The sequence below is a fragment of the Azospirillum sp. OGB3 genome (genome assembly GCF_014192915.1).
Lineage (GTDB): Bacteria > Pseudomonadota > Alphaproteobacteria > Azospirillales > Azospirillaceae > Azospirillum.
The window spans coordinates 136,809-159,807 of record NZ_JACHYN010000012.1; the positions used below are offsets into that span (position 1 = coordinate 136,809).

The window sequence follows — 22,999 nt, forward strand, 5'->3', positions numbered from 1 at the left end:
ATCAGGCGGCGCGCCCCACCCCCTGCTGCGATCCCTGCTGGGGGGCCGCGTCGGTCATCGCATAGTTGCGCCCGAAGCGGTTGGCGATGAAGTCGGCGTAGCGCACCTCCTCCTGCTTCACGAAGCCCCGCTGCGGCAGCGTGCCGTCGGCCAGCAGGTCGAGCACGGCGCACATGCCCGACGCCGTGGTGATCTGGATGCCGTTGTAGAAGGTGCCGCCGATCTCCCGCCCATAGATCTTGTTGGCGTAGGTTTCCTGGAGCAGCCGTCCCCGCTTCGTCCCGGTCACCGTCACGAAGATCAGCACGACGTCCTGGAGGGTCGCCGGGATCGAGTGCTCCAGAATGTCCTTCAGCAGCTCCCGCCGGCTGCCCAGCCGCAGGTCGTGCAGCAGCGCCTTCATCAGGTCCCGGTGTCCCGGATAGCGGACGGAGCGGTAGTTGAGCGTCCGCACCTTGCCCGCCAGCGTCTCGCACAGCGTGCCCAGCCCGCCCGAGGTGTTGAACGCCTCGTACAGCACGCCGTCGAGGGAGAATTCCTCGCGCTCCTCCAGGGGCGGGACGGAGACGAGGCGGCCTTCGACGATGGCCTCGCAGGGCTCCAGATACTCGTTGATGACGCCCTCGGTGCTCCAGGTCAGGTTGTAGTTCAGGGCGTTGGACGGGTATTTCGGCAGGGCGCCGACGCGCATCCGCACCGTGTCCAGCGCGTCGAAGCGCGAGGCCACGTCGTTGGCGACGATGGAGATGAAGCCCGGCGCCAGCCCGCACTGCGGAATGAAGGCGCAGGGAGCGCCGTCGGCCAGTTCCTTGACGCGCCGCGTGCTCGCCACGTCCTCGGTCAGGTCGAGGTAGTGGGTGCCGGCGTCCCGCGCCGCCTCCGCCACGCCGACGGTCAGGTGGTAGGGCAGCGCGCTCAGCACCGCGAATTTGCCGCGCATCGCCTCGGCGAGGTCGGCGGGGTTGGCGGCGTCGACCACGCGCGTCTCCATCCGCGGGTGGGCGGGCAGCCGCTCCAGCGCGTCCGCCGAACGGTCGGCAACGGTCACCCGGTAATCGCCCGTGGCCTTCAGGAAGTCGCCGATGGTCTCGCCGATCTTGCCGCCGCCCATCAGAAGAATGTCGCGCATCGTCCCGTACCCCCAGCTTCGTTGGTTTGCGTCGTTATGACGCAATCTTGACCGGACGGCCTGTCGATGTGCAGGGTGCAGGGTGACGAAACGCCCGAAATTGGTCGGCGGATTGACGGAAAGGCCGGCGATATGATGGACGAGCTGGATCAGCAGCTTCTCGACGCGCTTCAGGACAACGCGCGGGAGCCCACCGCCGCGCTGGCCCGCCGCCTGCGCGTGTCGCGCAGCACGGTGCAGAGCCGCATCCAGCGGCTGGAGGAGCGCGGGGTGATCGCCGGCTACACGGTGCGGCTGTCGGACGAGACGGCGCGCCGGATGATCCGCGCCCACGTCTCCATCAACCTGTCGCCTAAGCTGACCGCCGCCGTGGTCCAGGCGCTGAAGCGGATTCCGGAGGTGCGGGCGCTCCACGCCATCAGCGGCGCGCACGACCTGATCGCCGTGGTGCGGACCGGGACGATGAAGGAGATGGACGCGCTGATCGACCGCATCGGCGCCATCGACGGGATCGAGCGGACGACCTCGTCGATCATCATGGCGACGAAGTTCGAGCGGTGAAAAAGAAAAGCCCCTCTTCCCTGGACGGGAAGAGGGGCCTTTTTCCAGCGTGACGGAGCGTTACACCATGCCCGAGCGGGTGAAGGGCAGGTGGTGCAGGCGCTTGCCGGTGGCGGCGAAGACCGCGTTGGCGACCGCCGGGGCGGCGGTCGGCACGCCGGGCTCGCCGACGCCGGTCGGACGGGCGGTGGAGGGGAGGATGTGCACCTCGACCGGCGGCATCTCCGAATTGCGGAGCGGCTGGTAGGTGTCGAAGTTGCTCTGGTCCACCAGCCCGCCGGTCAGCGTGATCTCGTCGCGCAGCGCGTGGCCGATGGCCCAGCCGGTGCCGCCGGAGATCTGCGCCTCGACGATGTTGGGGTTCACGACCTGCCCGCAATCCACCGCGCAGACCACGCGGTCGATGGTCACGCGGCCCTGCTCGTCCACCGAGACCTCCGCGACGTGGGCGACGAAGCTGCTGAAGCTCTCATGCACGGCGATGCCGCGGCCCTTGCCCTTGGGCAGCGGCTGGCCCCAGCCGGCCTTTTCGGCCGCCAGCTTCAGCACGCCCTGCAGGCGCGGGTGGTCCTTCAGCATCTCCAGCCGGAAGGTCACCGGGTCCTTGCCCGCCGCCGCCGCCAGCTCGTCGATCATCACCTCCTTGGCGTAGGCGGTGTGGGTGTGGCCGACCGAGCGCCACCACAGGGTGGTGACCGGGGACGCCGGCGAATGCAGGTCGACGTACAGGTTCGGCACGGCGTAGGCCATGTCCGAGGACCCTTCGACCGAGGTCGCGTCGACGCCGTTCTTGACCATGACCGCTTCGAACGGGGTGCCGGCCATGAAGCTCTGCCCGACGATCTTCTGCCGCCACGCCACGAGCTTGCCCCCGGCATCCAGGCCGGCCTTCACCTTGTGCAGGAACAGCGGGCGGTAGCGGCCGCCGCGGATGTCGTCCTCGCGCGTCCACACCAGATGGACCGGCGCCTTGCCATAGGCCTTGGCGATGGACACCGCCTCGGCGATGTAGTCGGCGTCGGTCGTGGCGCGGCGGCCGAAGCTGCCGCCCGCCCAGACGGTGTTGATGACCACCTGCTCCGGCTTGCAGCCCAGCATGGCGGCGACGACCTTCTGCTCGACCCCCTGGAACTGCGAGCCGGCCCAAATGGTGCAGCCGCCGTCCGGGTTCAGCTCCACGGTCGCGTTCAGCGGCTCCATCGGGGCGTGGGCGAGGTAGGGGAAGACGAATTCCGCCTCCACCACCTTGGCGGCGCCGGCCAGCGCCTTCGCCGCGTCGCCGGTGTCGGTGGCCACGTTGCCCGGCTGGTCGGCCAGCTTGCGGTAGTCGGCGAGCATCTCCTCGGTGCCGCGCATCTCCGCCTTGGCGTCGTCCCACTCCACCGTCAGCGCCTCGCGGCCCTTCATGGCGGCCCAGGTGTTTTTGGCGACAACCGCGACGCCCCTCGGCACGGTCAGCACCTCCAGCACGCCCGGCACCCGCTTGGCCGCGGCGGCGTCCACCGACTTCACCGTGCCGCCGAAGCGGGGGGAGCGGGCCATCACCGCCGTCACCTGGCCGGGGCGGCGGATGTCCATGGCGAAGATCGCCGTGCCGTCGGTCTTGGACACATGGTCCAGCCGGTGCAGCGACGGGTTGCCGATGAGCGTGTAGTCCTTGGCGTCCTTCAGCGCGACGTTCTGCGGGACGGGCAGCTTCGCCGCGTCCTCCGCCAGCGCGCCGAAGCGGGCGCTGCGGTTGGAGGCGGCGTGGCGGACGACGCCCTTGTCCACCGTGACGGACGAGGCCGGAACCGACCAGCGCGCCGCGGCGGTGGCGACCAGCATGGCGCGGGCGGCGGCGCCGGCCATGCGCAGCTCGTCCCAGCTGTTGGCGACGGCGGTGGAGCCGCCGGTGCCCTGGATGCCGAAGAAGTGGTTGGCGTAGAGCGCGCCGTCGGCCGGGGCGAAGGCGCCGCGCATCTGCGCCCAGTCGGCGTCAAGCTCCTCCGCGACGATGGTGGTCAGGCCGGTCATGATGCCCTGGCCCTTGTCCAGATGCTTGACCAGCACGGTGACCGTGTCGTCGGCGGCGATGCGGATGAAGGCCTGCGGGCGCGGGTCCGCCGGGCCGACGACCTTGGGGGCGGCGGCCTCGCTGGCAAACCCGGTCCGGGGGAGCATGGCGCCGAGAACCAGGGCGCCGCCGGCCCCCTTCAGGAAGCCGCGGCGCGAGGGTGCTGCGACGTCCGCCGCCGCCTGCTTGATGAGCTGGTTCAGCATGGCTCAGGCCCCCATCGCCTTGGCGGCGTCCTTGATGGCCGCGCGGATGCGCGGGTAGGTGGCGCAGCGGCAGACGTTGCCGTCCATCGCCGCGTCGATGTCGTCGTCGGTGGGGTTGCGGTTGTCGGTCAGCAGCGCCACGGCGCTCATGATCTGGCCGGACTGGCAGTAGCCGCACTGCACCACGTCCAGCTTCTGCCAGGCGGCCTGGACGGCCTCGGCGGCTTTGCCGGACACACCCTCGATCGTGGTGATCTTCGTGCCGGCGGCGGATTCCGCCGGGGTCTGGCAGGCGCGGACCGGCGTGCCGTCCATATGGACGGTGCAGGCGCCGCACTGGGCGATGCCGCAGCCGAACTTGGTGCCGGTCAGGTTCAGCTCGTCCCGCAGGACCCACAGAAGCGGCATGTCGCCGGGCACGTCGACGTCCCGGTCCTGCCCGTTGATGTTCAAACGAATCATCGGATGATCCCTGTCTCTCGACTCTGCCTGTCGGGTATTATGGTGCGGGCCTTCGGCGGGCATTCCTTTGCGCGAATCCCAGCGTCGAAAAGACCGTGTGCAGTATGGTCGCATCCGGCGGGTGCGGCGAACAGCCCAGCGTGGGAGTCGGGCTTTTGCGGAAGCGCCCGACCGATCTGTTCGTTCGGCCCGCAAACGTGACCACGATCATCCTAACCGCTTCGTTGCGAGCCGAATAGCCGGTACAATCCGCTTGAGCTTATGAATTTGGTGCATGAATGAACCGGAACGACCTCAGCGATCTGGCGGCCTTCGCCATCGTGGCGGAGGAGGGGAGCTTCACGCGGGCGGCGGCCCGGCTGGGCATGTCCCAATCCGCGCTCAGCCACGCCATGAAGGCGCTGGAGGACCGGCTGGGCCTGCGGTTGCTGGCCCGCACCACCCGCAGCGTGTCCACGACGGAGGCCGGGCAGCGGCTGCTCCGCACCCTGCGGCCGGCGCTGGACGATATCGCCGCCGGGCTCGCCGCGGTGGGGGAACTGCGCGAGAAGCCCGCCGGCACGTTGCGCATCACCACCGGCAAGCACGCCGCCGTCCGGTTGTTGTGGCCGGTGCTGTCGCGTTTCCTTGCCGACTATCCGGAGGTGCAGGTGGAACTGTCCATCGACAGCAGCCTGACCGACATCGTGGCCAGCCGCTTCGACGCCGGGGTCCGGCTGGGCGAGCAGGTCGAGAAGGACATGATCGCGGTGCGCATCGGCCCGGACATCCGGGCGGCCATCGTCGGGGCGCCCTCCTACTTCGCACAGCGTCCGGTGCCCTGCGCCCCGCAGGATCTGGCCGGGCACGACTGCATCAACTACCGCTTCACCTCGTCCGGCGCCGTCTATGTCTGGGAGTTCGAGGAGGACGGGCACCCGGTGAACGTTCGCGTGTCGGGATCGCTGGTGTCGAACGACATGGACGTCATCATGGCCGCCGTCTTGGACGGGCGGGGACTGGCCTACATTTTCGAGGACGAGGTGGCGGAGCACATCGCCGCCGGGCGGCTGGTCCGCGTGCTGGACGACTGGTGCACACCGTTTCCCGGCTATTACCTCTACTATCCCAGCCGTCGGCAGATCCCGCCGGCCCTGGCCGCGCTGGTCGACGCGCTGCGCTACCGACTGTAGCGACTGTAGCGACTGTAGCGACTGTGCAACGTACGCATGCCGATTCCGCGCTCCGGACAGATCCGAAAAAGGATTATTAACGTACCAAAAGATTAAGGTAATCGGAGCAAGCGGTGCAGAGCCGCCGGAACGGGATGAACGCCGGATGATGCGTGTGTATGCCTGCATAACCCAGCAGCACGATCTGTGGCTCGTGCTGTTGGCGGGGGCGGTCTGTGGATTCGGTGCCTGGGTGTCCCTGAATCTCGCCCGCCGCGCCGCGGCGGCGGTGGGACGGGCGCGCTGGGGCTGGCTCGCCGGTGCGGCGACCGCGACCGGCGGCGGCGTGTGGGCGACCCACTTCATCGCCATGCTGGCCTTCCAGACGAGCTTGCCCACGGGCTACGACGTCGGCCTGACGGTTCTGTCGAGCCTGATCGCCATCGGCGGCGCCGCGGTGGGCATCCGCCGCGCCATCGGCGTCGGGCGGCTGGCTGCCCCGCTGGGCGGCGCCATTGCGGGGGCGGCGGCGACCGCCATGCATTTCACCGGCATGGCGGCGCTCCAGGTGCCGGCCAACCTGCATTATGATCCGGCTTATGTCGCGGTGGCGTTGGGCCTGGGCGTCCTGCTGGGCGGGGCGGGCTTCACCGCCGCCCTGCGGATCGGATCGCTGAAGGGGCTGGCGGCGGGGTCGGCCCTGCTGGCGCTGGGCATCTGCGGGCTGCATTTCACCGGCATGGCCGGCGTCACGCTGATCCTCGACCCGCTGCACGACATGTCCGACGCGATCATGGAGCCGGGCCTTCTGGCGGTCGCCATCGCGGTGACGGCCACGGTGGTGATGGCTCTGGGCCTCGCCGGGGCCATCGTGGACCAGCGGCTGGCCGCGCGGACGGCGCACGAGGCGGCACGGCTGCGCGCCAGCGAGGAGCGGTTCCGCCAGCTCGCCGACGCGACCACGGAAGGCATCGTGATCCACCGCGACGGCGTGGTCCTCGACGTCAACCGCGCCATGGCGGAGCTGCTGGGCAGGCCGCAGGTGGATTTCATCGGCCAGTCCATGCTGCGCTTCGTGGTGCAGAACCGCCGCTCCGACATCGAGCGCAAGCTGGCCCAGCCGACCTCCGAACGGGTCGAACTGGACCTGCTGCACGACGACGGCACGCTGGTGATGGTCGAGGCGCACGGGCAGGACATCACGCACGAGGGGCGGCCCGCCCGCGTCGTCGCCGTCCGCGACATACGCGAGCGCAAGCGGGCGGAGGAGCGCATCCGCCACATGGCCCACCACGACCTGCTGACCGGCCTGCCCAACCGCTCCCTGTTCCTCGACCGGCTGAACGGCGCGTTGACCAGTGCCGGGCGTGCGCGCACCGGGGTGGCGGTGCTCTATCTGGACCTCGACCGCTTCAAGGCGGTGAACGACCTGCTGGGCCACCCGGCGGGTGACCGGCTGCTGCAGGAGATGGCGCGCCGCATGCTGGAGGCGGTGCCCAGCCACGACACGGTGGCGCGGCTGAGCGGCGACGAGTTCGCCGTCCTGCACCGCATCGCCCAGCCGGGCGAGGCGCTGGCCCTGGCCGACCGGCTGGTCAAGGCGCTGGGCGTTCCGGCCGAGCTGGACGGCCAGCGCATGGTGGTCGGGGCGAGCATCGGCATCGCGCTGTTCCCGCAGGATGGCAGCGGGGCGGAAGCGCTGCTCCAGCACGCCGACACCGCCCTCTACCGCGCCAAATCGGAGGGGCGGAACACCTTCCGCTTCTTCGAGGCGGAAATGGACGAGCGGCTGCAGGCCCGCCGCGGCCTGGAGCGCGACCTGCGGCAGGCGCTCAGCGACGGCGCGCTCAGCGTCCATTACCAACCGCTGGAGGATTGCCGGACCCACCGCGTCCTGGGGTTCGAGGCGCTGGTGCGCTGGAAGCACCCGGAGCGCGGCATGATCCCGCCGTCGGAGTTCGTGCCGCTGGCCGAGGAGAGCGGGATGGTCATGCAGCTCGGCGAGTTCGTGCTGCGCACCGCCTGCCGGGATGCCCGGGCCTGGCCCGATCCGGTCAAGGTGGCGGTGAACCTGTCGCCGGTCCAGTTCCGCCATTCCGACCTGCCGGCCACCATCCTCGGCATCCTGGAGGAGGAGGAGATGGCGCCGCACCGGCTGGAGATCGAGGTGACCGAAGGGGTGATGATCGACGACACCGAGCGCGCCCTGGCCGCGCTGACCGCGCTGAAGACCGCCGGGGTGCGCATCGCGCTCGACGATTTCGGCACGGGCTATTCCAGTCTCAGCTATCTCCAGAAATTCACCTTCGACAAGCTGAAGATCGACCGCTCCTTCGTCCAGCTGATGGCGGAGAACCGCGAGTCCCTGTCGATCATCCGCACCATCCTGGCGCTCGCCAAGAGCCTGGACATCGCCGTCACGGCGGAGGGCGTGGAGACGGAGGAGCAGCGGACCCTGCTGAAGAACGAATCCTGCAACCAACTCCAGGGCTATCTGATCGGGCGCCCGGTCCCGGCGTCGGAGCTGGCGCGCTTCTACGAGCCGGCGTGAGGGCGGGCCGGCCGCCCCGCGGCACGGGGTGATGTGACGGAACCGTTGGACAAACGGACGGAGGCCGCCGCACAGTGGCCCCCGTCATGATCGGATTGCGTGCCTTCGCCGGGCGTCTCGTCGCCGCTCTTCTGCTGCTTCCCTTCCTGTCGCCGGAGAGCGCGGCCGGGCGGGAGACCCGCACCGCCGTCACGGTGCTGACCTCCTTCCCATCGGGCTTCTACGAGCCGGTGCGCGAGGCCTTTGAGGCGACGCACCCCGACTGGCGCCTGCGCATCGTCAACACCAAGACCACCGCTGCGATCAGCCAGCTCCAGGAGCGGGCCGACGACGGCGTCGACGTCTTCTGGGCGTCCGCCCCCGACGCCTTTGAGGTGCTGAAGGCGGCCAAGCGCCTGCAGCCGCTCGCCGCCCGACCGACGGGGGCGCCGCCGACGGTCGGGAACCAGCCGATCAACGATCCGGACGGCTCCTATCTCGGCTTCGCGCTGTCGGGCTACGGGCTGCTGTGGAACCAGCGCTATCTGGACCGCCACGGCCTGCCGGCGCCCAAGCGGTGGGAGGACCTGCGCCGCCCCGTCTACGCCCGGCATCTCGGCATCACCGCCCCGTCGCGCTCCGGCACCATGCATCTGATGGTCGAGACCGTTCTGCAGATGCAGGGGTGGGAGCGCGGCTGGGCGACGTGGCTGGAGATCGCCGGCAACCTCGCCACCGTCACGGCGCGCAGCTACGGCGTGGTGGACGGCGTCGCCAAGGGGCGTTTCGGCGCCGGGCTGAGCATCGACTTCCTCGGGCAGTCCGCCGGGTCGGAGGAGGAGGACCTGCGCTTCGCCTATCCCGCTGACAGCCTGTTCTTTCCCGCCAGCGTGGCGCTGCTGCGCGGCGCGCCGAACCCGGAGGGGGCCGGGGCCTTCATCGATTTCCTGCTGTCCCCGGCCGGTCAGGCGCTGCTGGTCCGCCCGGACATCCAGCGGCTGCCGGTGCGGCCCGACGCCTACGCGGCGGCTCCGCCCGGCTATCCCGACCCCTACCGGACGGAGACCGGGGACGACCTGTTCCTGTTCGACCGCGCCCTGTCCGGTGCCCGCTACGAGCTGGTGAACCTGCTGTTCGACGAGCTGGTGACCTTCCGGGTCAAGACGCTGAACCGGGTCTGGCAGCTGATCCACGAGGGGGAGGCGCGCCTTTCCGCCCTCTACGGCGCCGCCGCCCACGAGCCGGTCGCGGCGGACCTGCTGCGCGCCGCGCGGGCGGCGGCCACCGCGGTCCCGGTCTCCGCCGCTGAGGCCGCCGACCCCGCCTTCTCCATGGCGCTGCGCCGGCCGGCGCGCGGGCTTCCCGTGTCCAGCCGGCAGGCCGAGCTGGAAGCCGCGTGGCGGGCCTTCTCCCAAGAGAGTCTGGACGAGGCGCTGGCCCTGGCGGAGCGCGCCCTGATCATCCTGCGCGTGGCCAGCGGCGAAGGGGTGTGGCCATGAGCGCGGAGACGATGTCCGGGCAGCCCGCCGGCCCCGTGCGGTTCGGCATCCGGGCGCGGCTGCTGCTGGCCTTCGTCGCGGTGGCGGCGCTGTCGGTGGTCGCCTGCGGGCTCGGCTGGCTGTCCTACGACCGGCTGGGCGGCACGCTGGACGAGTTCGCCGAGAGCCATCTGCCCGCCTTGGGCCTCGCCGCGCGCTTGGCGGAGGAGGGCGGCAGCATCATCGCCACCGCGCCGATCCTCGCCAACGCCCAGACGGAGCCGGAGCTGGGGGGCATCCGCGACGCTCTGGGCCGCCGGCTCGCCGCGCTGCGCGGGCTGGCGGCGGAGGGGGAGCGCGGCGTTCCCGGGCTGCGCCCGCTGGTGGACGCGCTCGGCCACAACCTGACCGACCTCGACGCCACCGTGCGGCACCGGCTGGCGCTGGCCCGCCGCAACCAGGAGGGCATCGAGCGGCTGCGCTGGCTGCACGCCGATTTCCTCGACGAGATCGAGCCGCTGGTCACCGACGCCCGCTTCAACATCCAGAGCGCGCTGGGCCTCGTCGAGACCGGCACCCGCTCCGCCGAGGCTGTCCGCACCCTGCGTGCGGAGAGCCGGCGCAGCGAGGCGGTGCTCCAGATCGGGGCGAACGGCAACCTCGCGGTCGGGCTCATCGCGCGGGCCGCGACTCTCGCCACCACCGAGGCGCTGAACGACAACGCGGGATTCCTGGAGGAGACGGCCGACCGGCTGCAACGCGATCTGGCGACCCTGGACGACTGGGCGGACGGCGTGTCGCTGGCGCAGCTGGTCTCCCGCCTGCTGGAGCTGGCCCGCGGCGAGGGCAGCGTCCCGGAGCTGCGCCGCGCGGAGCTGGCCGCGGCCGACCAGGGGCAGGGCCTGCTGGCTGAGAACCGGACGCTGGTGGCCCGGCTGAACGGACTGATCGCCCAGCAGGTGCAGTCGGTGGAAACCACCTCGCGCGCCGCCGCCGCGCGGTCGGCCCAGGCCATCGCCGAGGGACGGTCGGCCCTGCTGGCGAGCGCGCTGGTCAGCCTGCTGGTGGCGGTGCTGGTGGCTTGGCTGTACGTCAACCGCAGCATCATCTCGCGCCTGACGCGGCTGGGCAGCGCGGCGCACGAGATCGCCGCCGGCAACCTCCAGGCCGACATTCCGCTGGGGGGCAACGACGAGCTGTCGCAGATGGCCGCGGCCCTGCTGGTCTTCCGCGACACCGCCATCGCGGTCGAGGAGGCCAACGCCCAGGCCATCATCGACAACGCCCAGGCCGGGCTGGCGACCACCGACGCCGACGGGGCGATCGAATTCGTCAACCCGCTGGCCGCCGCCCTGATCGCCGCGCCGGACGGCGGCGCGGACGGGCGTCTGGCGGACCGGCTGGAGCCCGCCGGCGCGCGGCGTGTGGAGGACTTCTTCCGCGAGGCCCGCGAGGCGCCCGACGACGCGGCACCGTCCCTTTCCATCCTGACCGCCGGGCGGCGGCCGGACGGGCGCCCGGTGCCGGTGCAGGTGGGCATCCGCCCCTTCCGGCGGCGCCAGCAGCAGCGCTTCATCGTCACCCTGACCGACATGACGGAGCGGGTGGAGGCGCAGCAGCTCCTGGAACGCACGGTGGCGGAGCGCACCGCCGACCTTCGCACCACCAACGCGCGGCTGGAGCGGTCCATCGCCGAGCATCAGCGCGCCGAGCGCGACCTGCGCGACGCCCAGGCGGAGCTGGTGCAGGCCGGGAAGCTGGCGGCGCTCGGCCAGCTCGCCGCCGGGGTGGGGCACGAGCTGAACCAGCCATTGTCGGCCATCCGCTCCTATGCCCACAACGGGCGCAAGCTGATCGCGCTCGGCCGGGTCGCGGAGGCGGAGGGCAACCTTGGCAAGATCGCCGACCTGACCGCCCGCATGGCCAACATCACCAACCATCTGAAGCGCTTCGCCCGCCGCCCCGACACCCGGCTGGGCGCGGTGGAACTGGCGCCGGTGGTGCAGGGCGCGCTCTCGCTGTTCGGCGACCGGCTGCGCGAGGAGTCCGTGGAACTGGCGGTGGAACTGCCGGAGGAGCCGCCCGGCGCGCCGCTGCGCGTCCGCGCCGAGGAGGTGCGGCTGGAGCAGGTGCTGGTCAATCTGCTGAGCAACGCGCTGGACGCCGTCGCCGGCGCCCCGCAGCGCCGCGTCGCCATCGCCGCGGAGGCGGCGGGCGACACCGTCCGCATCACGGTGCGCGACAGCGGCCCCGGCATCCCCGACGCGGTGGCCGGGCAGGTGTTCGACCCCTTCTTCACGACCAAGCCGGTGGGCGCCGGGCTGGGCCTCGGCCTCTCGATCTCCTACAACATCGTGCGGGACTTCGGCGGTGCCCTGTCGGTGGCCGAGAGCGGCCCCGGCGGAACCGCCTTCCTGCTGACCCTGACCCGTGCCTGAGCAACACCGCATGACCGTTCTGCTGATCGACGACGACCACGAGGTGCTGGACGCCAGCCGCCAGACGTTGGAGCTGGAAGGCTTCGCGGTGGAGGCGACGACCAGCCCGGAAGACGCTTTGGACCGGCTCGGCCCGTCCTGGCCAGGCGTGGTGGTGACCGACGTGCGGATGCCCGTCATGGACGGCTTCGCTCTGCTGGAGCGGGTGCGCGCCGCCGACCCGGAGGTGCCGGTGGTGCTGGTCACCGGGCACGGCGACATCGCCATGGCGATGCGCGCGGTGCGCGGCGGCGCCTACGACTTCATCGAGAAGCCGGCCGAGCCCGGCCATCTGGTCGAGGTGGTGCGCCGCGCGCTGGAGCACCGGCGGCTGGTGCTGGAGAACCGCAGCCTGCGGGCGCAGCTGGCCGCCGGCGGCTCGCTGGAGGCGCGCATCATCGGCCGGTCCGCCGCCATCGAGCGGCTGCGTGCCGCGGTGGCCGGGCTGGCCGATGCGGAGGTGGACGTCCTGCTGTTCGGCGAGACCGGAACCGGCAAGGAGCTGGTCGCCCGCAGCCTGCACGACGCCGGGCGGCGGCGGGCCGGCAACTTCGTCGCGCTGAACTGCGGCGCGCTGCCCGACACCATCATCGAGAGCGAGCTGTTCGGCCACGAGCCCGGCGCCTTCACCGGCGCGCAGGGCCGGCGCATCGGCAAGCTGGAGCACGCCGACGGGGGAACGCTGTTCCTCGACGAGATCGAGAGCATGCCGATGCACCTCCAGGTCAAGCTGCTGCGCGTGCTGCAGGAGCGGGTGATCGAGCGCGTCGGCGGCAATCGGCCGATCCCGCTCGACCTGCGCGTGGTCGCCGCCACCAAGGTCGATCTGCTGCGGCTGGCCGGGGAGGGCAGGTTCCGTGAGGATCTCTACTACCGCCTCAACGTGGTTACCGTTCCGCTGCCGCCCCTGCGCGAGCGCCGGGAGGACGTGCCGCTGCTGCTGCGCCATTTCCTCGACGCCGCCGCGGCCCGCTCCCGCCGCCCGGCGCCGCCCGTGGACGCGGCGGCGCTGGCCCGTCTGGCCGCCCATGGCTGGCCGGGCAACGTCCGCGAGCTGCGCAACGTCGCCGAGCGGATGGCCTTGGGGCTGGGTGACGGTCTGGCGGGCGGACCGGTGACCGGGGCAGGGGGGGGCGGGATCGAACCCCTGGCCGAGCAGATGGACCGCATCGAGAAGCAGCTCGTCGAAGACGCGCTCGCCCGCTGCGGCGGGCGGGTCGGCGAGACGGCGGACAAGCTCGGCATCACCCGCAAGACCCTGTACCTGAAGATGCGCCACCACGGCCTCCAGCGCGGCGACTTCACCGAGGAGTAAGGGCGGGCGCGGTCAGTTGGGCTTGCTCTGGCCGTTCTGCGCGCCTCCGCCCTGCCGTTGCCTTTTGAACTCCTCAAAGGACTGGTCGGCCATCCCGCGCAGCGATCGCCCGATCGCCGCGTATTCGTACTCGTTCAGATTGGCCAGCGAGACGCGGGCGGCCGGTTGCAGGGTGCCGAAGCCCTTGCCGGGCAGCAGGACGATGCCGGTTTCCCCGGCGATGCGGAACAGCATGTCGTTCGGAACGAAGTTTGCCTTCACCCAGGCCGCGTAGTCCGGGCCGTAGAGCTTCAGCGCGATGTCCTCCAGATCAAGGAGCGTGTAGTAGTCCACCGCGTTCGGGTCGGACTGCGTCGGCAGGCCCAACTCGCGGTACAGAGCGGCCTCGCGCCGGCGGATGACCTTCTTCAGCTCGGCCTTGTAGCCGTCCTGCTCGTCCATCAGGGCGAACAGGGAGAAGAGCACCATCTGCACCTGCTGCGGCGTGGACAGCCCGGCGGTGTGGTTCAGCGCCACGGTGCGGCTGTCGGCGACCAGCCGGTCGATGAAGCGTAGGCCGCGCACGTCCGGCACCAGCGAGCCGTAGCGGCGGTCGAGCGCCGCCTTGCGCTCCTCCGGCAGGCCGGCGATCCGCCGGTCGCACACGTTCGTCTTGTGGGTGGCGATCACCCCCAGCCGCCACCCCGTCGCCCCGAAATACTTCGAGAAGGAATAGACCAGCATGGTGTTGTCGGGGCAGACGGCGAACAGCGACCGGAAATCGTCGGCGAAGGTGCCGTAGACATCGTCGGTCAGGATGACCAGATCCTTCCGCTCGGTCTTCACGATGCCGGCGATGCGGTCGAGGCTGCGGTCGTCCATCTTGACCGAGGGCGGGTTGCTGGGGTTGACGCAGAAGAACACCTTGACCGCCGGGTCCTTCAGCTTGTCCAGCTCGGCGTCCGGATACTGCCAATGGCTGGCCGGGTCGGCGTTGATGGCGACCTCCGTCAGCCCGTACTCGTCGAGTTCCGGGATCTCGATGTAGGGGGTGAAGACCGGCAGGCCGATGGCCACCTTGTCGCCGCGTTCGAGAAGCCCGTTCTGCTTCATCGTGTTGAAGATGTAGGTCATCGCCGCGGTGCCGCCCTCGACCGCGAACAGGTCGATGTTGCCGGTCGGCAGGAAGCCGCCGACCATCTCCTTCACCAGATAGTGGCGGACGATGTCCTCGCTGAGCGACAGCATGCGCGGCGGCACCGGGTAGTTCGCCCCCAGAACCCCCTCCACCATCTCGTGCAGGAAGCCGGAGCCCGACAGGCCGAGCTGGTCGCGCGCATAGCTCAGCGCGCGGCCGAGAAACACCACGCCCTCCTGGTCGCGGTGTTCCGAGACGTAGCGTTCGAACCGGCCCTCGATGCCCTCGATCCTCGGCAGGCCGCCGACGCCGTTCGGCATGTAGGAGAAGGACAGCTCGGCCTCGGCGACGGCGAACAGGCCCAGCCGGAAGAAGGCGCGGCGTGGCAGGGTCGCCAGGAAGTTCGGGTTGCCGCGCCCCGCGTTGAGCATCAGCCGGTTCTCGCGGCCGGAGGCGAGCTTGATCAGTTCGTCCTTCAGCTCGAAGGGGCTGAGCTTCGCGTATCGGCTGTAATCGATCGAGTCCATCAGGGGATCTCCTCGTCTGGATCACACGAAGGCCACCACTAGCGGCCCCAGCAGGGTCAGAAAGACGTTCGCCAGCGCGTAGGTGATGGCGAAGGGAACGGTCGGGATGGAGTTGCCCGCCTTATCGAGCACCTCGCCGAAGGCGGGGTTGGCGCTTCGCGATCCGGCGAGCGCGCCGGCGAAGATGGCCGTGTTGTCGTAGCGCAGCAGGTAGCGCCCGACGAGCAGGGTCAGGATCATCGGCACCAGCGTCACGACCACGCCGACCAGGAAGATGCTCAACCCGCTCTCGACCACGGTGCTGACCGCCTGCCGACCCGATTGCAGGCCGACCACGGCGACGAAGCCGGCCAGACCGAGATCGCGCAGAAGTGTGGAGGCCGGCGTCGGCATGTTGCCGATGGCGAGGTTGCGGGTGCGGTACCAGCCGAACAGCAGCCCGGCCAGCAGCGCGCCCCCGCCGCTGCCCAGCGTCAGCGGGATGTCGCCGATGCGGACGACGGCCAGACCGACGAGCAGGCCGAGCGCCAGCCCCAGCCCGTGGTAGATGAAATCCGTCTTGTCGCTCGGGATGACCTCCGTCCCCACCGACCTCGCGACGCGCTGCACGTCCTCGGCGGTGCCGTAGAGCGTGGCGACGTCGCCGGCCTCGATCACCGTGTCGGGGGCGAGCGGCAGCGGCCGGTCGCTCCGCTTGAGGCCGGTCACGTAGATGCCGTGGTACAGGTTGGCGGAGGACAGCTTGCGGATCTCGGCGACGGTGCGGTGGATGAAGGCGGGGTTGGTGATGGCGACGTCGCGCACCAGCATGATGAGGTCCATGCCCTGCGAGGACTGAAGCTCCGGGCCGAGCCGGTCGGCAAGCCCGACCACCCCGGCCCGTCTTCCGACCAGCAGCACGACGTCCCCGGCCTCCAGCCGCAGGTCCGGTTGCAACCCGATCAGCGCGTTGTTGCGCTTCACCCGCTCCACGCTGACCGGGCCGTCGGCGGAGTCCGCCTCGATCTGCGCCACCGTCCGCCCGGCCGCCCGCTCGATCCGGTACAGACGCCCGACCAGGGGCGGCATGGCGTATTCCTCGCCGCGCGCCAGGAAATGGGCGCCGGCCAGCATCGCGGTTTCCGCCTTGATGGCGTCGTCGCGGATGCCGCGCTTCATGATCCAGGGCAGCAGGTTGACGCAGACCAGGATGGCGCCGAACGACCCGAAGATGTAGGTGACCGCGTAGCCGACCGCGACGTTGCCCTGGAGGCGCTGCACCTCCTCCGCCGGCAGCCCGAGCTTGCCGATGGCCGAGCTGGCCGTTCCGATGATGGCCGACTGGGTCAGCCCGCCGGACGCGATGCCCGCCGCCAGACCTTTGTCGAGGCCGGTCAGGCGGGCCATGATCACGACGGTGACGAGACCGCTGATCGCCAGAACCGCCGCCAGGATGATTTCGCGGATCGACTGCCGGCCGAGCGATTGAAAGAACTTCGGCCCGCTTTCAAAGCCGACCGCGTAAATGAACAAAGCGAACAGAACGGCTTTGACCCCGTTGTCGACCGACACGCCGATCTGGCTGATCACCACGGCGACCAGCAGTGATCCGGCGACGCCGCCAAGCTGAAATTTGCCGAACTGAAATTTACCGATCCAATAGCCGCCGGCCAGGGAAAGAAATAACGCGATTTCCGGAGATTGATTGACGATCGAATGGAGCCATGACATGGCAATTCCTTCAAAAGTTCATTTTGTACGCACGTCGCTGATCGGAGGGGCCGCCAAGTGAAATAGCAATCATCATCACCGGTCAAGGTGCGCCGTTCTGCCTCATAAGCGACAATATTTTTGGGAATGCGATTGTGTTTTAGGTTGGTGAGTGAGTTCTTTTGTTTGTTATCAGAGGTTTGCGGGAATTCTGCGATTCATTTTTATTTTAAATATTTGAATCGATCACCGATGCGCCGCGCGAACCCATTCAAGGAGAGGTTGGATACTTTGAGAGGCGGTAATGCTTTTGGCCGCGGCGTCGCCTTCTTCGTTGCCCGGCTTTGCCGCCACGCGGGGGAAGTGGTCTCCGCTCCAAGACAGCGGCGCTCTGGGACCGGGCCGCCCTGTTCCCGCCGTTACCCATCGCGCAGGCCCGATGTTACCGGGATTACCCATCCTCCCAACCAGACCCCAGTGAATTCGCCTGCGAACGGTCTGGCACGCGGATTGCTGAAACGGCCTGCAGAAAAACACTGGGAGGAACCATACCTATGTCTCGCACGCTGCACGGCGTCGCGGCCGCCCTGGCCGTCCTGCTCGCTTCCAGCACCGCCGCCTTCGCCCAGGACCCGTCGGGCAAGCTGGTCGTCGTCACCTCCTTCCCGAAGGACCTGACCAGCGCCTTCCAGCAGGCCTTTCAGAAGGCTTACCCGAAGGTCACGCTGGAGGTTCTGAACCGCAACACCAACGCGGGCGTGAAGTATCTCCAGGAGACGGCGTCGAACAACGGCACCGACCTGTTCTGGGCCTCCGCCCCCGACGCCTTCGAGGTGCTGAAGGGCGCCAACCTGCTGCAGGCCTACAAGCCGAAGGTCGAGGGCATTCCGGAGAAGGTCGGCGCCTACCCGATCAACGATCCGGAGGGCATGTACGCCGGCTTCGCCGCCTCGGGCTACGGCATCATGTGGAACAGCCGTTACATGAAGGCCAACGAGTTGCCGGCCCCCAAGGAGTGGTCGGACCTCGCCAAGCCGGTCTATTACGACCACGTCGCCATCTCCGCCCCGTCGCGCTCCGGCACCACGCACCTGACCATTGAGACCATCCTCCAGGGCGAGGGCTGGGAGAAGGGCTGGCGGACCAACAAGGAGATCGCCGGCAACTACCGCACCATCACCGAGCGCAGCTTCGGCGTTCCGGACGGCGTGAACTCCGGCAGCTTCGGCATCGGCATCGTGATCGACTTCTTCGCGCTGTCGTCCCAGGCCTCGGGCTTCCCGGTGGAGTTCGTCTATCCGACGGTCACCACCATCGTGCCGGCCAACATCGGCATCGTGAAGAACGCCCCCAACAAGGCCGCCGCCGAGACCTTCGTCGACTTCATCCTGTCGCCGCAGGGCCAGGAGGTGCTGCTGCAGCCGGCCATCCGCCGCCTGCCGGTCAATCCGGCCACCTACGCCAAGGCCCCGGCCGACTACCCGAACCCGTTCAAGGACACCTCGCTCGGCTCGCAGGTGAACTTCGACGTCGAGGTGTCGCAGGCCCGCTACAACGTGGTGGACGCGCTGTTCGACCAGCTCATCACCTTCCAGCTCGACGGGCTGAAGGCGGCGACCCGCGCCATCCATCAGGCGGACGCCGCGCTCGCCAAGAAGCCCAACGACAAGGGCAAGGCGCTGCTGGCCGAGGCGCGCGACCTCGTCGCCGTCATGCCGGTGACCGCCCAGGAGGCCGCCGACCCGCAGCTGGCCGGCGCCTTCACGGTGGAGCGCAAGAGCGCCACCGACGCCGTTCCGGAGCGCCAGGCCCAGGTCGAGCAGAAGTGGGCCGCCTTCGCCAAGGACAACTACGCCGCCGCCCGCAAGAAGGCCGAAGAGGCCCTGGCGCTGGCCCGCTGACCCGAGCGTGACGGGAGGGGCGCCCCGCGCGGGCGCCCCGCCTCGCCTTCTCCCCCGATACCATTGGGCTGAACCATGACGTCTCTTGCGCTCACGCGCGAAAGCATCGCGCGCGTGCGGCCGGGGCCGGCGGTGGCGGCTGTGCTGATCGCGCTGTTCCTGCTGCTGTTCCTCGTCGTGCCGGTCGTCCAGGTCATCTTCGTCGCCTTCCAGGACAAGACGACCGGGGCCTTCACCCTGATCAACTTCGCCGACTTCTTCCGGAACGACCTGTTCATGCGGTCGTTCTGGAATTCCTTCTACGTCTCCGCCATGTCGGTGGTGGTGGCAAGCGCGCTGGCCCTGCCGCTGGCCTACCTGACGACGCGCTTCGAGTTCCGCGGCGCCGTGCTGATCCAGAGCCTGGGCATCATCCCGCTGATCATGCCGCCCTTCATCGGCGCCGTCGCGATGCAGCTCCTGTTCGGGCGCAACGGCACGGTCAACCTGCTGCTGCGCGACCATTTCGGCATCTCCATTCCGTTCATGGAGGGGCTGAACGGCGTCATCTTCGTGCAGAGCATCCACTATTTCCCGTTCATCCTCATCAACCTGTCGGCCAGCCTGAAGAACATCGACCGGGCGATGGAGGAATCGGCGCAGAACCTCGGCTGCCACGGCTTCCGGCTGTTCCGCCGCATCGTCTTCCCGCTGGCCATGCCGGGCTACGTCGCCGGGGCGTCGCTGGTCTTCATCAAGGTGTTCGACGATCTCGGCACGCCGCTGCTGCTCAACGTCAACGACATGCTGGCGCCGCAGGCCTACCTGCGCATCTCCTCCATCGGCATCGCCGACCCGATGGGCTACGTGATCTCGGTGGTGCTGATCGTCTGCTCGCTGCTCGCCCTCTGGGTGTCGGCGCTGGCGATGAAGGGCAAGGACTACGCGACCGTCCAGCGCGGCGGCGGCGGTCTGGCCCGTCGGCGCATGAAGCCGCTGGAGCTGGTGGCGGCCTACGCCGTCGTTCTGCTGATCCTGGTGCTGGTGCTGGCGCCGCACATCGGCCTGACGCTGCTGTCCTTCGCGACGATCTGGTCCTTCAGCCCGTTCCCCGACGCTTTCACGATGAAGCATTACGGGACGGTCTTCCTGGAGAGCGGCCAGTACATCACCAACACGCTGCTCTACGCCTCGCTGGCCGCACTGCTCGACGTGGTGATCGGCACGGCCATCGCCTATCTGGTGCTGCGCAGCAAGCTGCCGGGCCGGCAATGGCTGGACTACATCGCCATGGCGGCGCTGGCGGTTCCGGGCGTGGTGCTGGGCATCGGCTATCTGCGCAGCTTCTACGACGTGCCCATGCCCTTCACCGGGCAGCCGCTGTCCGGCTTCTGGCTGATCCTGGTCTTCGCGCTGGCGATCCGCCGCCTGCCCTACGCGCTGCGCGCCTGCACGGCGGCCTTGCAGCAGGTCAGCAACTCGCTGGAGGAAGCGGCCGAGAATCTGGGTGCCACCAAGCTGCGTACCATCAGCCGCGTGGTCGTGCCGCTGATGTCCGGCGGCATCCTGGCCGGCTTCGTCACCAGCTTCGCCACCGCGGCGGTCGAGCTGTCGGCGACCATCATGCTGGTCCATTCGCAGAGCGACGCGCCGCTGGCCTACGGCCTCTACGTCTACATGCAGTCGGCGGCCGGGCGCGGTCCGGGGGCGGCGCTGGGCGTCTTCGCCGTCGTCATCGTCGGGCTGGGCACCTACCTGTCGCACGTCATCATCGAGCGGGGCCGGCGCGAGCGCGGCCAGGACCATTGAGGGGAACCGCCACCATGAACCATCAATTCTCCCCCACCTCCTTGGCCGCCGGGATGGAGAGCGTCGGCGTCCGCATCGACGGCGTGGACCTGTCCTACGGCAGCCACCGCGTGCTGAAGGACATCCATCTCGACATCAAGCCGGGCGAGTTCTTCGCCTTCCTCGGCCCGTCGGGCTGCGGCAAGACCACGCTGCTGCGGCTGATCGCCGGCTTCAACACGGCGCAGCGCGGGGCGGTGACGATCGGCGGGCGCGACATCTCGGGCCTGCCGGCGCACAAGCGCGACGTCGGCATGGTGTTCCAGAGCTACGCGCTGTGGCCGCACATGACGGTGCGCCGCAACGTCGCCTTCGGGCTGGAGGAGCGGCGCGTGCCGCGCGCGGAGATCGAGCGGCGGGTGGACGCGGCGCTCGACCTCGTCGGGCTGAAGCATCTGGCCGATCGCCGGCCGTCGCAGCTCTCTGGCGGCCAGCAGCAGCGCGTCGCGCTGGCCCGCACCATCGTGATCGAGCCGAAGGTGCTGCTGCTGGACGAGCCGCTGTCGAACCTGGACGCCAAGCTGCGCGTGCAGATGCGCCAGGAGCTGCTGAGCCTCCAACGCAAGCTGGGGCTGACCACCATCTTCGTCACCCACGACCAGGAGGAGGCCAACACCATCTGCGACCGCATCGCGGTGATGGAGGACGGCATCGTCCAGCAGGTGGGCACCCCGCAGGAGCTGTACGACCACCCGGCCAACCTGTTCGTCGCCGGCTTCCTCGGCACCGCCAACGTGCTGGAGGGGCAGGTGCGCGCCGTGGACGGCGGGACGGTCTTCGTCATGGGCGGCGGCGTGGCGATCCCGCTCCCGCGCGGCGTGGAGCCGGGGGCCGAGGGCAAGCTGATGTTCCGGCCGCAGAACCTCTTCATCCGCCAGGATGGCGGGGAGCCGCGCGACGGCCATGTCCGGCTGGTGGGCGTGGTGCGGCATCGCGAGTTCCTGGGCGCCTCGATCCGCTACGCGGTGGACATCGGGGGGCAGCAGGTGCAGGTTGACGCCCCGCACCAGGCCGGCGACGCGCTGCTGCCGACCGACACCCCGATCACCCTCGACCTCGCGGCCGACAAGGCCCGCTTCCTGCGCCGATAGGAGCCGCACTCCGGTGACCAGCCTTCCCAACCGCATTCCGTTCCGTGCCGTCGCGTTCGACCTCGACGGCACGCTGGTGGACAGCGCCGCCGACCTGATGCACGCCTCCAACGCCCTGCTGGCCGAGCTGGGCCGCCCGCCGGTCGATCTGCCGGCGGTGCGCTCCTTCATCGGCGACGGGGTGGCCAAGCTGGTGGAGCGGGTCCTCGCCGCCACCGGCGGCCTGCCCGGAGCGGAGGAGACGGCGGCCCACACCCGCCGCTTCCTGGCCATCTACGAGGCCGACCCCAGCGCCCACAGCGCGCTCTATCCCGGCGTGGCGGAGACACTGACGGCGCTGTCCGCAGCCGGGCTGAAACTGGGCGTGTGCACCAACAAGCCGATGGCGGCGACCCGGCGGCTGCTCGCCGACCTCGGCATCGCCGACCGCTTCACGGCGGTGGTCGGCGGGGACAGCTTCCCCACCCGCAAGCCCTCGCCGGAGCCGGTGCTCGGCCTGCTCGCCCTGATGGATGTCCGCCCCGAGGAGACCGTCTTCGTCGGCGACAACGAGCATGACGTGGCCGCCGCCCGCGCCGCCGGGGTGGCGCGGGTGCTGGTTCTGCGCTACGGCTACGCGCGGGTGCCGCTCGACAGCCTTCCCCACGACGGCATCCTGGAGCGTTTCGGCGACCTGACGGGGGCGCTGTCCGCGACCTCGGCATGCTGAACCGTCTCGTCTTCTGCCGGCATGGCGAGACGGAGAGCAACGTCGGCGGCTGGCTCGCCGGATCGCGCGATGTGTCGCTGACCGAGCGCGGGCGGGCGCAGGCCCACGCCGCCGCCGCGGCGCTGGCCGCCCAGGGGAGCCCGGTCGCCGCCATTCATTCCAGCCCACAGCGGCGCGCGCTGGAAACCGCCGGCGTCATCGGCGCGGCGCTGGGTCTTCCAGTGACCGTCGTCCCTGGTCTGGAGGAGCGGCGCTGGGGCGATCTGGAAGGGGGCGCCGTCCCGGCGGACCTCCTGCGCGAAGAGGTGCCGGGCGGCGAAAGCCTCACGGCCTTCCAGGCCCGCGTCGCCGCCGCGCTGGACGGCTTGCCGGTTCCGGCGGACGGCCGCCCGCCGCTGGTGGTGGCGCACGCCGGCACGTGGCACGCGCTGTGCCGCTGGCTGGGCCTCGCCCCGGACACGCTGTGGCCGCCCAACGCGATGCCAGTCACGCTGGAGCGCGCCGGGATTTTTGAAAGCGTCGGAGTGCCTGTCAGCGGATCTCGATGAGGTCCGTCAACTCGCGCACGACCAGTTCCAGGCTGTCGGCCACCGCCTCGCAGGACACCCGTTCCTCCGGGGTGGTGAAGTCGGCGGAGCGCAGGGTGGCGATCTGCTCCTTCAACCGGCCGATGTAGGCGATCAGCTTTTCTTCCATGCCCGGACCCCGTGGCGCGAGAGGCTTCCCACTAGGATAACAGGCGAGCGGGGGCTTTGGCGCCCGGATTCTCCACC

At 69.9% G+C, this 22,999-nt stretch carries 17 protein-coding genes; 11 read left to right on the forward strand and 6 right to left on the reverse strand.

The window, feature by feature from the left end:
• Nucleotide 1 precedes the first annotated feature (1 nt).
• Nucleotides 2–1,129: a saccharopine dehydrogenase family protein gene (locus tag FHW79_RS22095; RefSeq protein WP_183180905.1), complete on the reverse strand. Its 1,128-nt coding sequence runs from the start codon at nucleotides 1,127–1,129 to the stop codon at nucleotides 2–4.
• Between the two features lie 132 nt (nucleotides 1,130–1,261).
• Between FHW79_RS22095 and FHW79_RS22100 the strand changes: the two genes are divergently transcribed.
• A complete protein-coding gene (locus tag FHW79_RS22100) occupies nucleotides 1,262–1,690 on the forward strand; it encodes an Lrp/AsnC family transcriptional regulator (RefSeq protein WP_183180906.1) in 429 nt (142 codons plus the stop codon).
• A 60-nt stretch (nucleotides 1,691–1,750) separates the two neighbouring features.
• On the opposite strand, the gene FHW79_RS22105 is transcribed toward FHW79_RS22100, so the two are convergent.
• On the reverse strand, nucleotides 1,751–3,952 hold the full coding sequence (locus tag FHW79_RS22105; RefSeq protein WP_183180907.1) for a xanthine dehydrogenase family protein molybdopterin-binding subunit: 2,202 nt from the start codon (nucleotides 3,950–3,952) through the stop codon (nucleotides 1,751–1,753).
• Between the two features lie 3 nt (nucleotides 3,953–3,955).
• Entirely contained in the window at nucleotides 3,956–4,414 is a 459-nt protein-coding gene (locus FHW79_RS22110) for a (2Fe-2S)-binding protein (protein ID WP_114858605.1), read from the reverse strand.
• 278 nt (nucleotides 4,415–4,692) lie between these two features.
• Between FHW79_RS22110 and FHW79_RS22115 the strand changes: the two genes are divergently transcribed.
• The 5 genes from FHW79_RS22115 to FHW79_RS22135 all read left to right on the forward strand — a co-directional run bounded on the left by FHW79_RS22115 (nucleotide 4,693) and on the right by FHW79_RS22135 (nucleotide 13,365).
• Nucleotides 4,693–5,586, forward strand: a complete 894-nt coding sequence (locus FHW79_RS22115; RefSeq protein WP_183180908.1) for a LysR family transcriptional regulator — start codon at nucleotides 4,693–4,695, stop codon at nucleotides 5,584–5,586.
• A 145-nt stretch (nucleotides 5,587–5,731) separates the two neighbouring features.
• The gene (locus FHW79_RS22120; protein WP_183180909.1) at nucleotides 5,732–8,116 is read left to right on the forward strand and encodes an EAL domain-containing protein; all 2,385 of its coding nucleotides are present in this window, start codon (nucleotides 5,732–5,734) and stop codon (nucleotides 8,114–8,116) included.
• 86 nt (nucleotides 8,117–8,202) lie between these two features.
• Nucleotides 8,203–9,594 carry an extracellular solute-binding protein gene (locus tag FHW79_RS22125; protein ID WP_183180910.1) on the forward strand — a complete coding sequence of 464 codons (1,392 nt, stop codon included), beginning with the start codon at nucleotides 8,203–8,205 and terminating at the stop codon, nucleotides 9,592–9,594.
• Nucleotides 9,591–12,011 carry an ATP-binding protein gene (locus FHW79_RS22130; protein WP_183180911.1) on the forward strand — a complete coding sequence of 807 codons (2,421 nt, stop codon included), beginning with the start codon at nucleotides 9,591–9,593 and terminating at the stop codon, nucleotides 12,009–12,011. Before FHW79_RS22125 ends, FHW79_RS22130 begins: the two co-directional genes overlap by 4 nt.
• A 10-nt stretch (nucleotides 12,012–12,021) precedes the next feature.
• The gene (locus tag FHW79_RS22135) at nucleotides 12,022–13,365 is read left to right on the forward strand and encodes a sigma-54 dependent transcriptional regulator (RefSeq protein WP_183180912.1); all 1,344 of its coding nucleotides are present in this window, start codon (nucleotides 12,022–12,024) and stop codon (nucleotides 13,363–13,365) included.
• A 12-nt stretch (nucleotides 13,366–13,377) separates the two neighbouring features.
• On the opposite strand, the gene FHW79_RS22140 is transcribed toward FHW79_RS22135, so the two are convergent.
• Complete coding sequence (locus tag FHW79_RS22140; RefSeq protein ID WP_183180913.1) at nucleotides 13,378–15,009, reverse strand: bifunctional aspartate transaminase/aspartate 4-decarboxylase; 1,632 nt, start codon at nucleotides 15,007–15,009, stop codon at nucleotides 13,378–13,380.
• A gap of 21 nt (nucleotides 15,010–15,030) precedes the next feature.
• Entirely contained in the window at nucleotides 15,031–16,719 is a 1,689-nt protein-coding gene (gene aspT / locus FHW79_RS22145; protein WP_183180914.1) for an aspartate-alanine antiporter, read from the reverse strand.
• A gap of 533 nt (nucleotides 16,720–17,252) precedes the next feature.
• Here aspT and FHW79_RS22150 point away from each other — a divergent pair.
• The 5 genes from FHW79_RS22150 (at nucleotide 17,253) to FHW79_RS22170 (ending at nucleotide 22,774) form a co-directional block, all read left to right on the forward strand.
• A complete protein-coding gene (locus tag FHW79_RS22150) occupies nucleotides 17,253–18,599 on the forward strand; it encodes an extracellular solute-binding protein (protein ID WP_183180915.1) in 1,347 nt (448 codons plus the stop codon).
• A gap of 75 nt (nucleotides 18,600–18,674) precedes the next feature.
• A complete protein-coding gene (locus FHW79_RS22155; protein ID WP_094305764.1) occupies nucleotides 18,675–20,387 on the forward strand; it encodes an iron ABC transporter permease in 1,713 nt (570 codons plus the stop codon).
• Nucleotides 20,388–20,401: 14 nt separating this feature from the next.
• Nucleotides 20,402–21,517, forward strand: a complete 1,116-nt coding sequence (locus tag FHW79_RS22160; RefSeq protein WP_247884534.1) for an ABC transporter ATP-binding protein — start codon at nucleotides 20,402–20,404, stop codon at nucleotides 21,515–21,517.
• A 13-nt stretch (nucleotides 21,518–21,530) separates the two neighbouring features.
• Nucleotides 21,531–22,226, forward strand: coding sequence for a phosphoglycolate phosphatase (gene gph / locus FHW79_RS22165; protein WP_183180917.1), 696 nt, complete (start codon nucleotides 21,531–21,533; stop codon nucleotides 22,224–22,226).
• A complete protein-coding gene (locus FHW79_RS22170) occupies nucleotides 22,220–22,774 on the forward strand; it encodes a histidine phosphatase family protein (protein ID WP_183180918.1) in 555 nt (184 codons plus the stop codon). The genes gph and FHW79_RS22170 overlap by 7 nt, the downstream gene beginning before the upstream one ends.
• Here FHW79_RS22170 and FHW79_RS22175 read toward each other — a convergent pair.
• Complete coding sequence (locus tag FHW79_RS22175) at nucleotides 22,758–22,922, reverse strand: hypothetical protein (RefSeq protein ID WP_014199676.1); 165 nt, start codon at nucleotides 22,920–22,922, stop codon at nucleotides 22,758–22,760. The genes FHW79_RS22170 and FHW79_RS22175 overlap by 17 nt on opposite strands.
• Between the last annotated feature and the right edge of the window lie 77 nt (nucleotides 22,923–22,999).

Bases quoted from the DNA above. Each gene is read 5' to 3' on its own strand.
- FHW79_RS22170 (WP_183180918.1), top strand. From the start codon at position 22,220: ATGCTGAACCGTCTCGTCTTCTGCCGGCATGGCGAGACGGAGAGCAAC.
- FHW79_RS22150 (WP_183180915.1), top strand. From the start codon at position 17,253: ATGTCTCGCACGCTGCACGGCGTCGCGGCCGCCCTGGCCGTCCTGCTC.
- FHW79_RS22115 (WP_183180908.1), top strand. From the start codon at position 4,693: ATGAACCGGAACGACCTCAGCGATCTGGCGGCCTTCGCCATCGTGGCG.
- FHW79_RS22130 (WP_183180911.1), top strand. From the start codon at position 9,591: ATGAGCGCGGAGACGATGTCCGGGCAGCCCGCCGGCCCCGTGCGGTTC.
- FHW79_RS22100 (WP_183180906.1), top strand. From the start codon at position 1,262: ATGATGGACGAGCTGGATCAGCAGCTTCTCGACGCGCTTCAGGACAAC.
- FHW79_RS22125 (WP_183180910.1), top strand. From the start codon at position 8,203: ATGATCGGATTGCGTGCCTTCGCCGGGCGTCTCGTCGCCGCTCTTCTG.
- FHW79_RS22135 (WP_183180912.1), top strand. From the start codon at position 12,022: ATGACCGTTCTGCTGATCGACGACGACCACGAGGTGCTGGACGCCAGC.
- FHW79_RS22095 (WP_183180905.1), bottom strand. From the start codon at position 1,129: ATGCGCGACATTCTTCTGATGGGCGGCGGCAAGATCGGCGAGACCATC.
- FHW79_RS22160 (WP_247884534.1), top strand. From the start codon at position 20,402: ATGAACCATCAATTCTCCCCCACCTCCTTGGCCGCCGGGATGGAGAGC.
- FHW79_RS22110 (WP_114858605.1), bottom strand. From the start codon at position 4,414: ATGATTCGTTTGAACATCAACGGGCAGGACCGGGACGTCGACGTGCCC.
- aspT (WP_183180914.1), bottom strand. From the start codon at position 16,719: ATGTCATGGCTCCATTCGATCGTCAATCAATCTCCGGAAATCGCGTTA.
- FHW79_RS22140 (WP_183180913.1), bottom strand. From the start codon at position 15,009: ATGGACTCGATCGATTACAGCCGATACGCGAAGCTCAGCCCCTTCGAG.
- FHW79_RS22120 (WP_183180909.1), top strand. From the start codon at position 5,732: ATGATGCGTGTGTATGCCTGCATAACCCAGCAGCACGATCTGTGGCTC.
- FHW79_RS22155 (WP_094305764.1), top strand. From the start codon at position 18,675: ATGACGTCTCTTGCGCTCACGCGCGAAAGCATCGCGCGCGTGCGGCCG.
- FHW79_RS22105 (WP_183180907.1), bottom strand. From the start codon at position 3,952: ATGCTGAACCAGCTCATCAAGCAGGCGGCGGCGGACGTCGCAGCACCC.
- FHW79_RS22175 (WP_014199676.1), bottom strand. From the start codon at position 22,922: ATGGAAGAAAAGCTGATCGCCTACATCGGCCGGTTGAAGGAGCAGATC.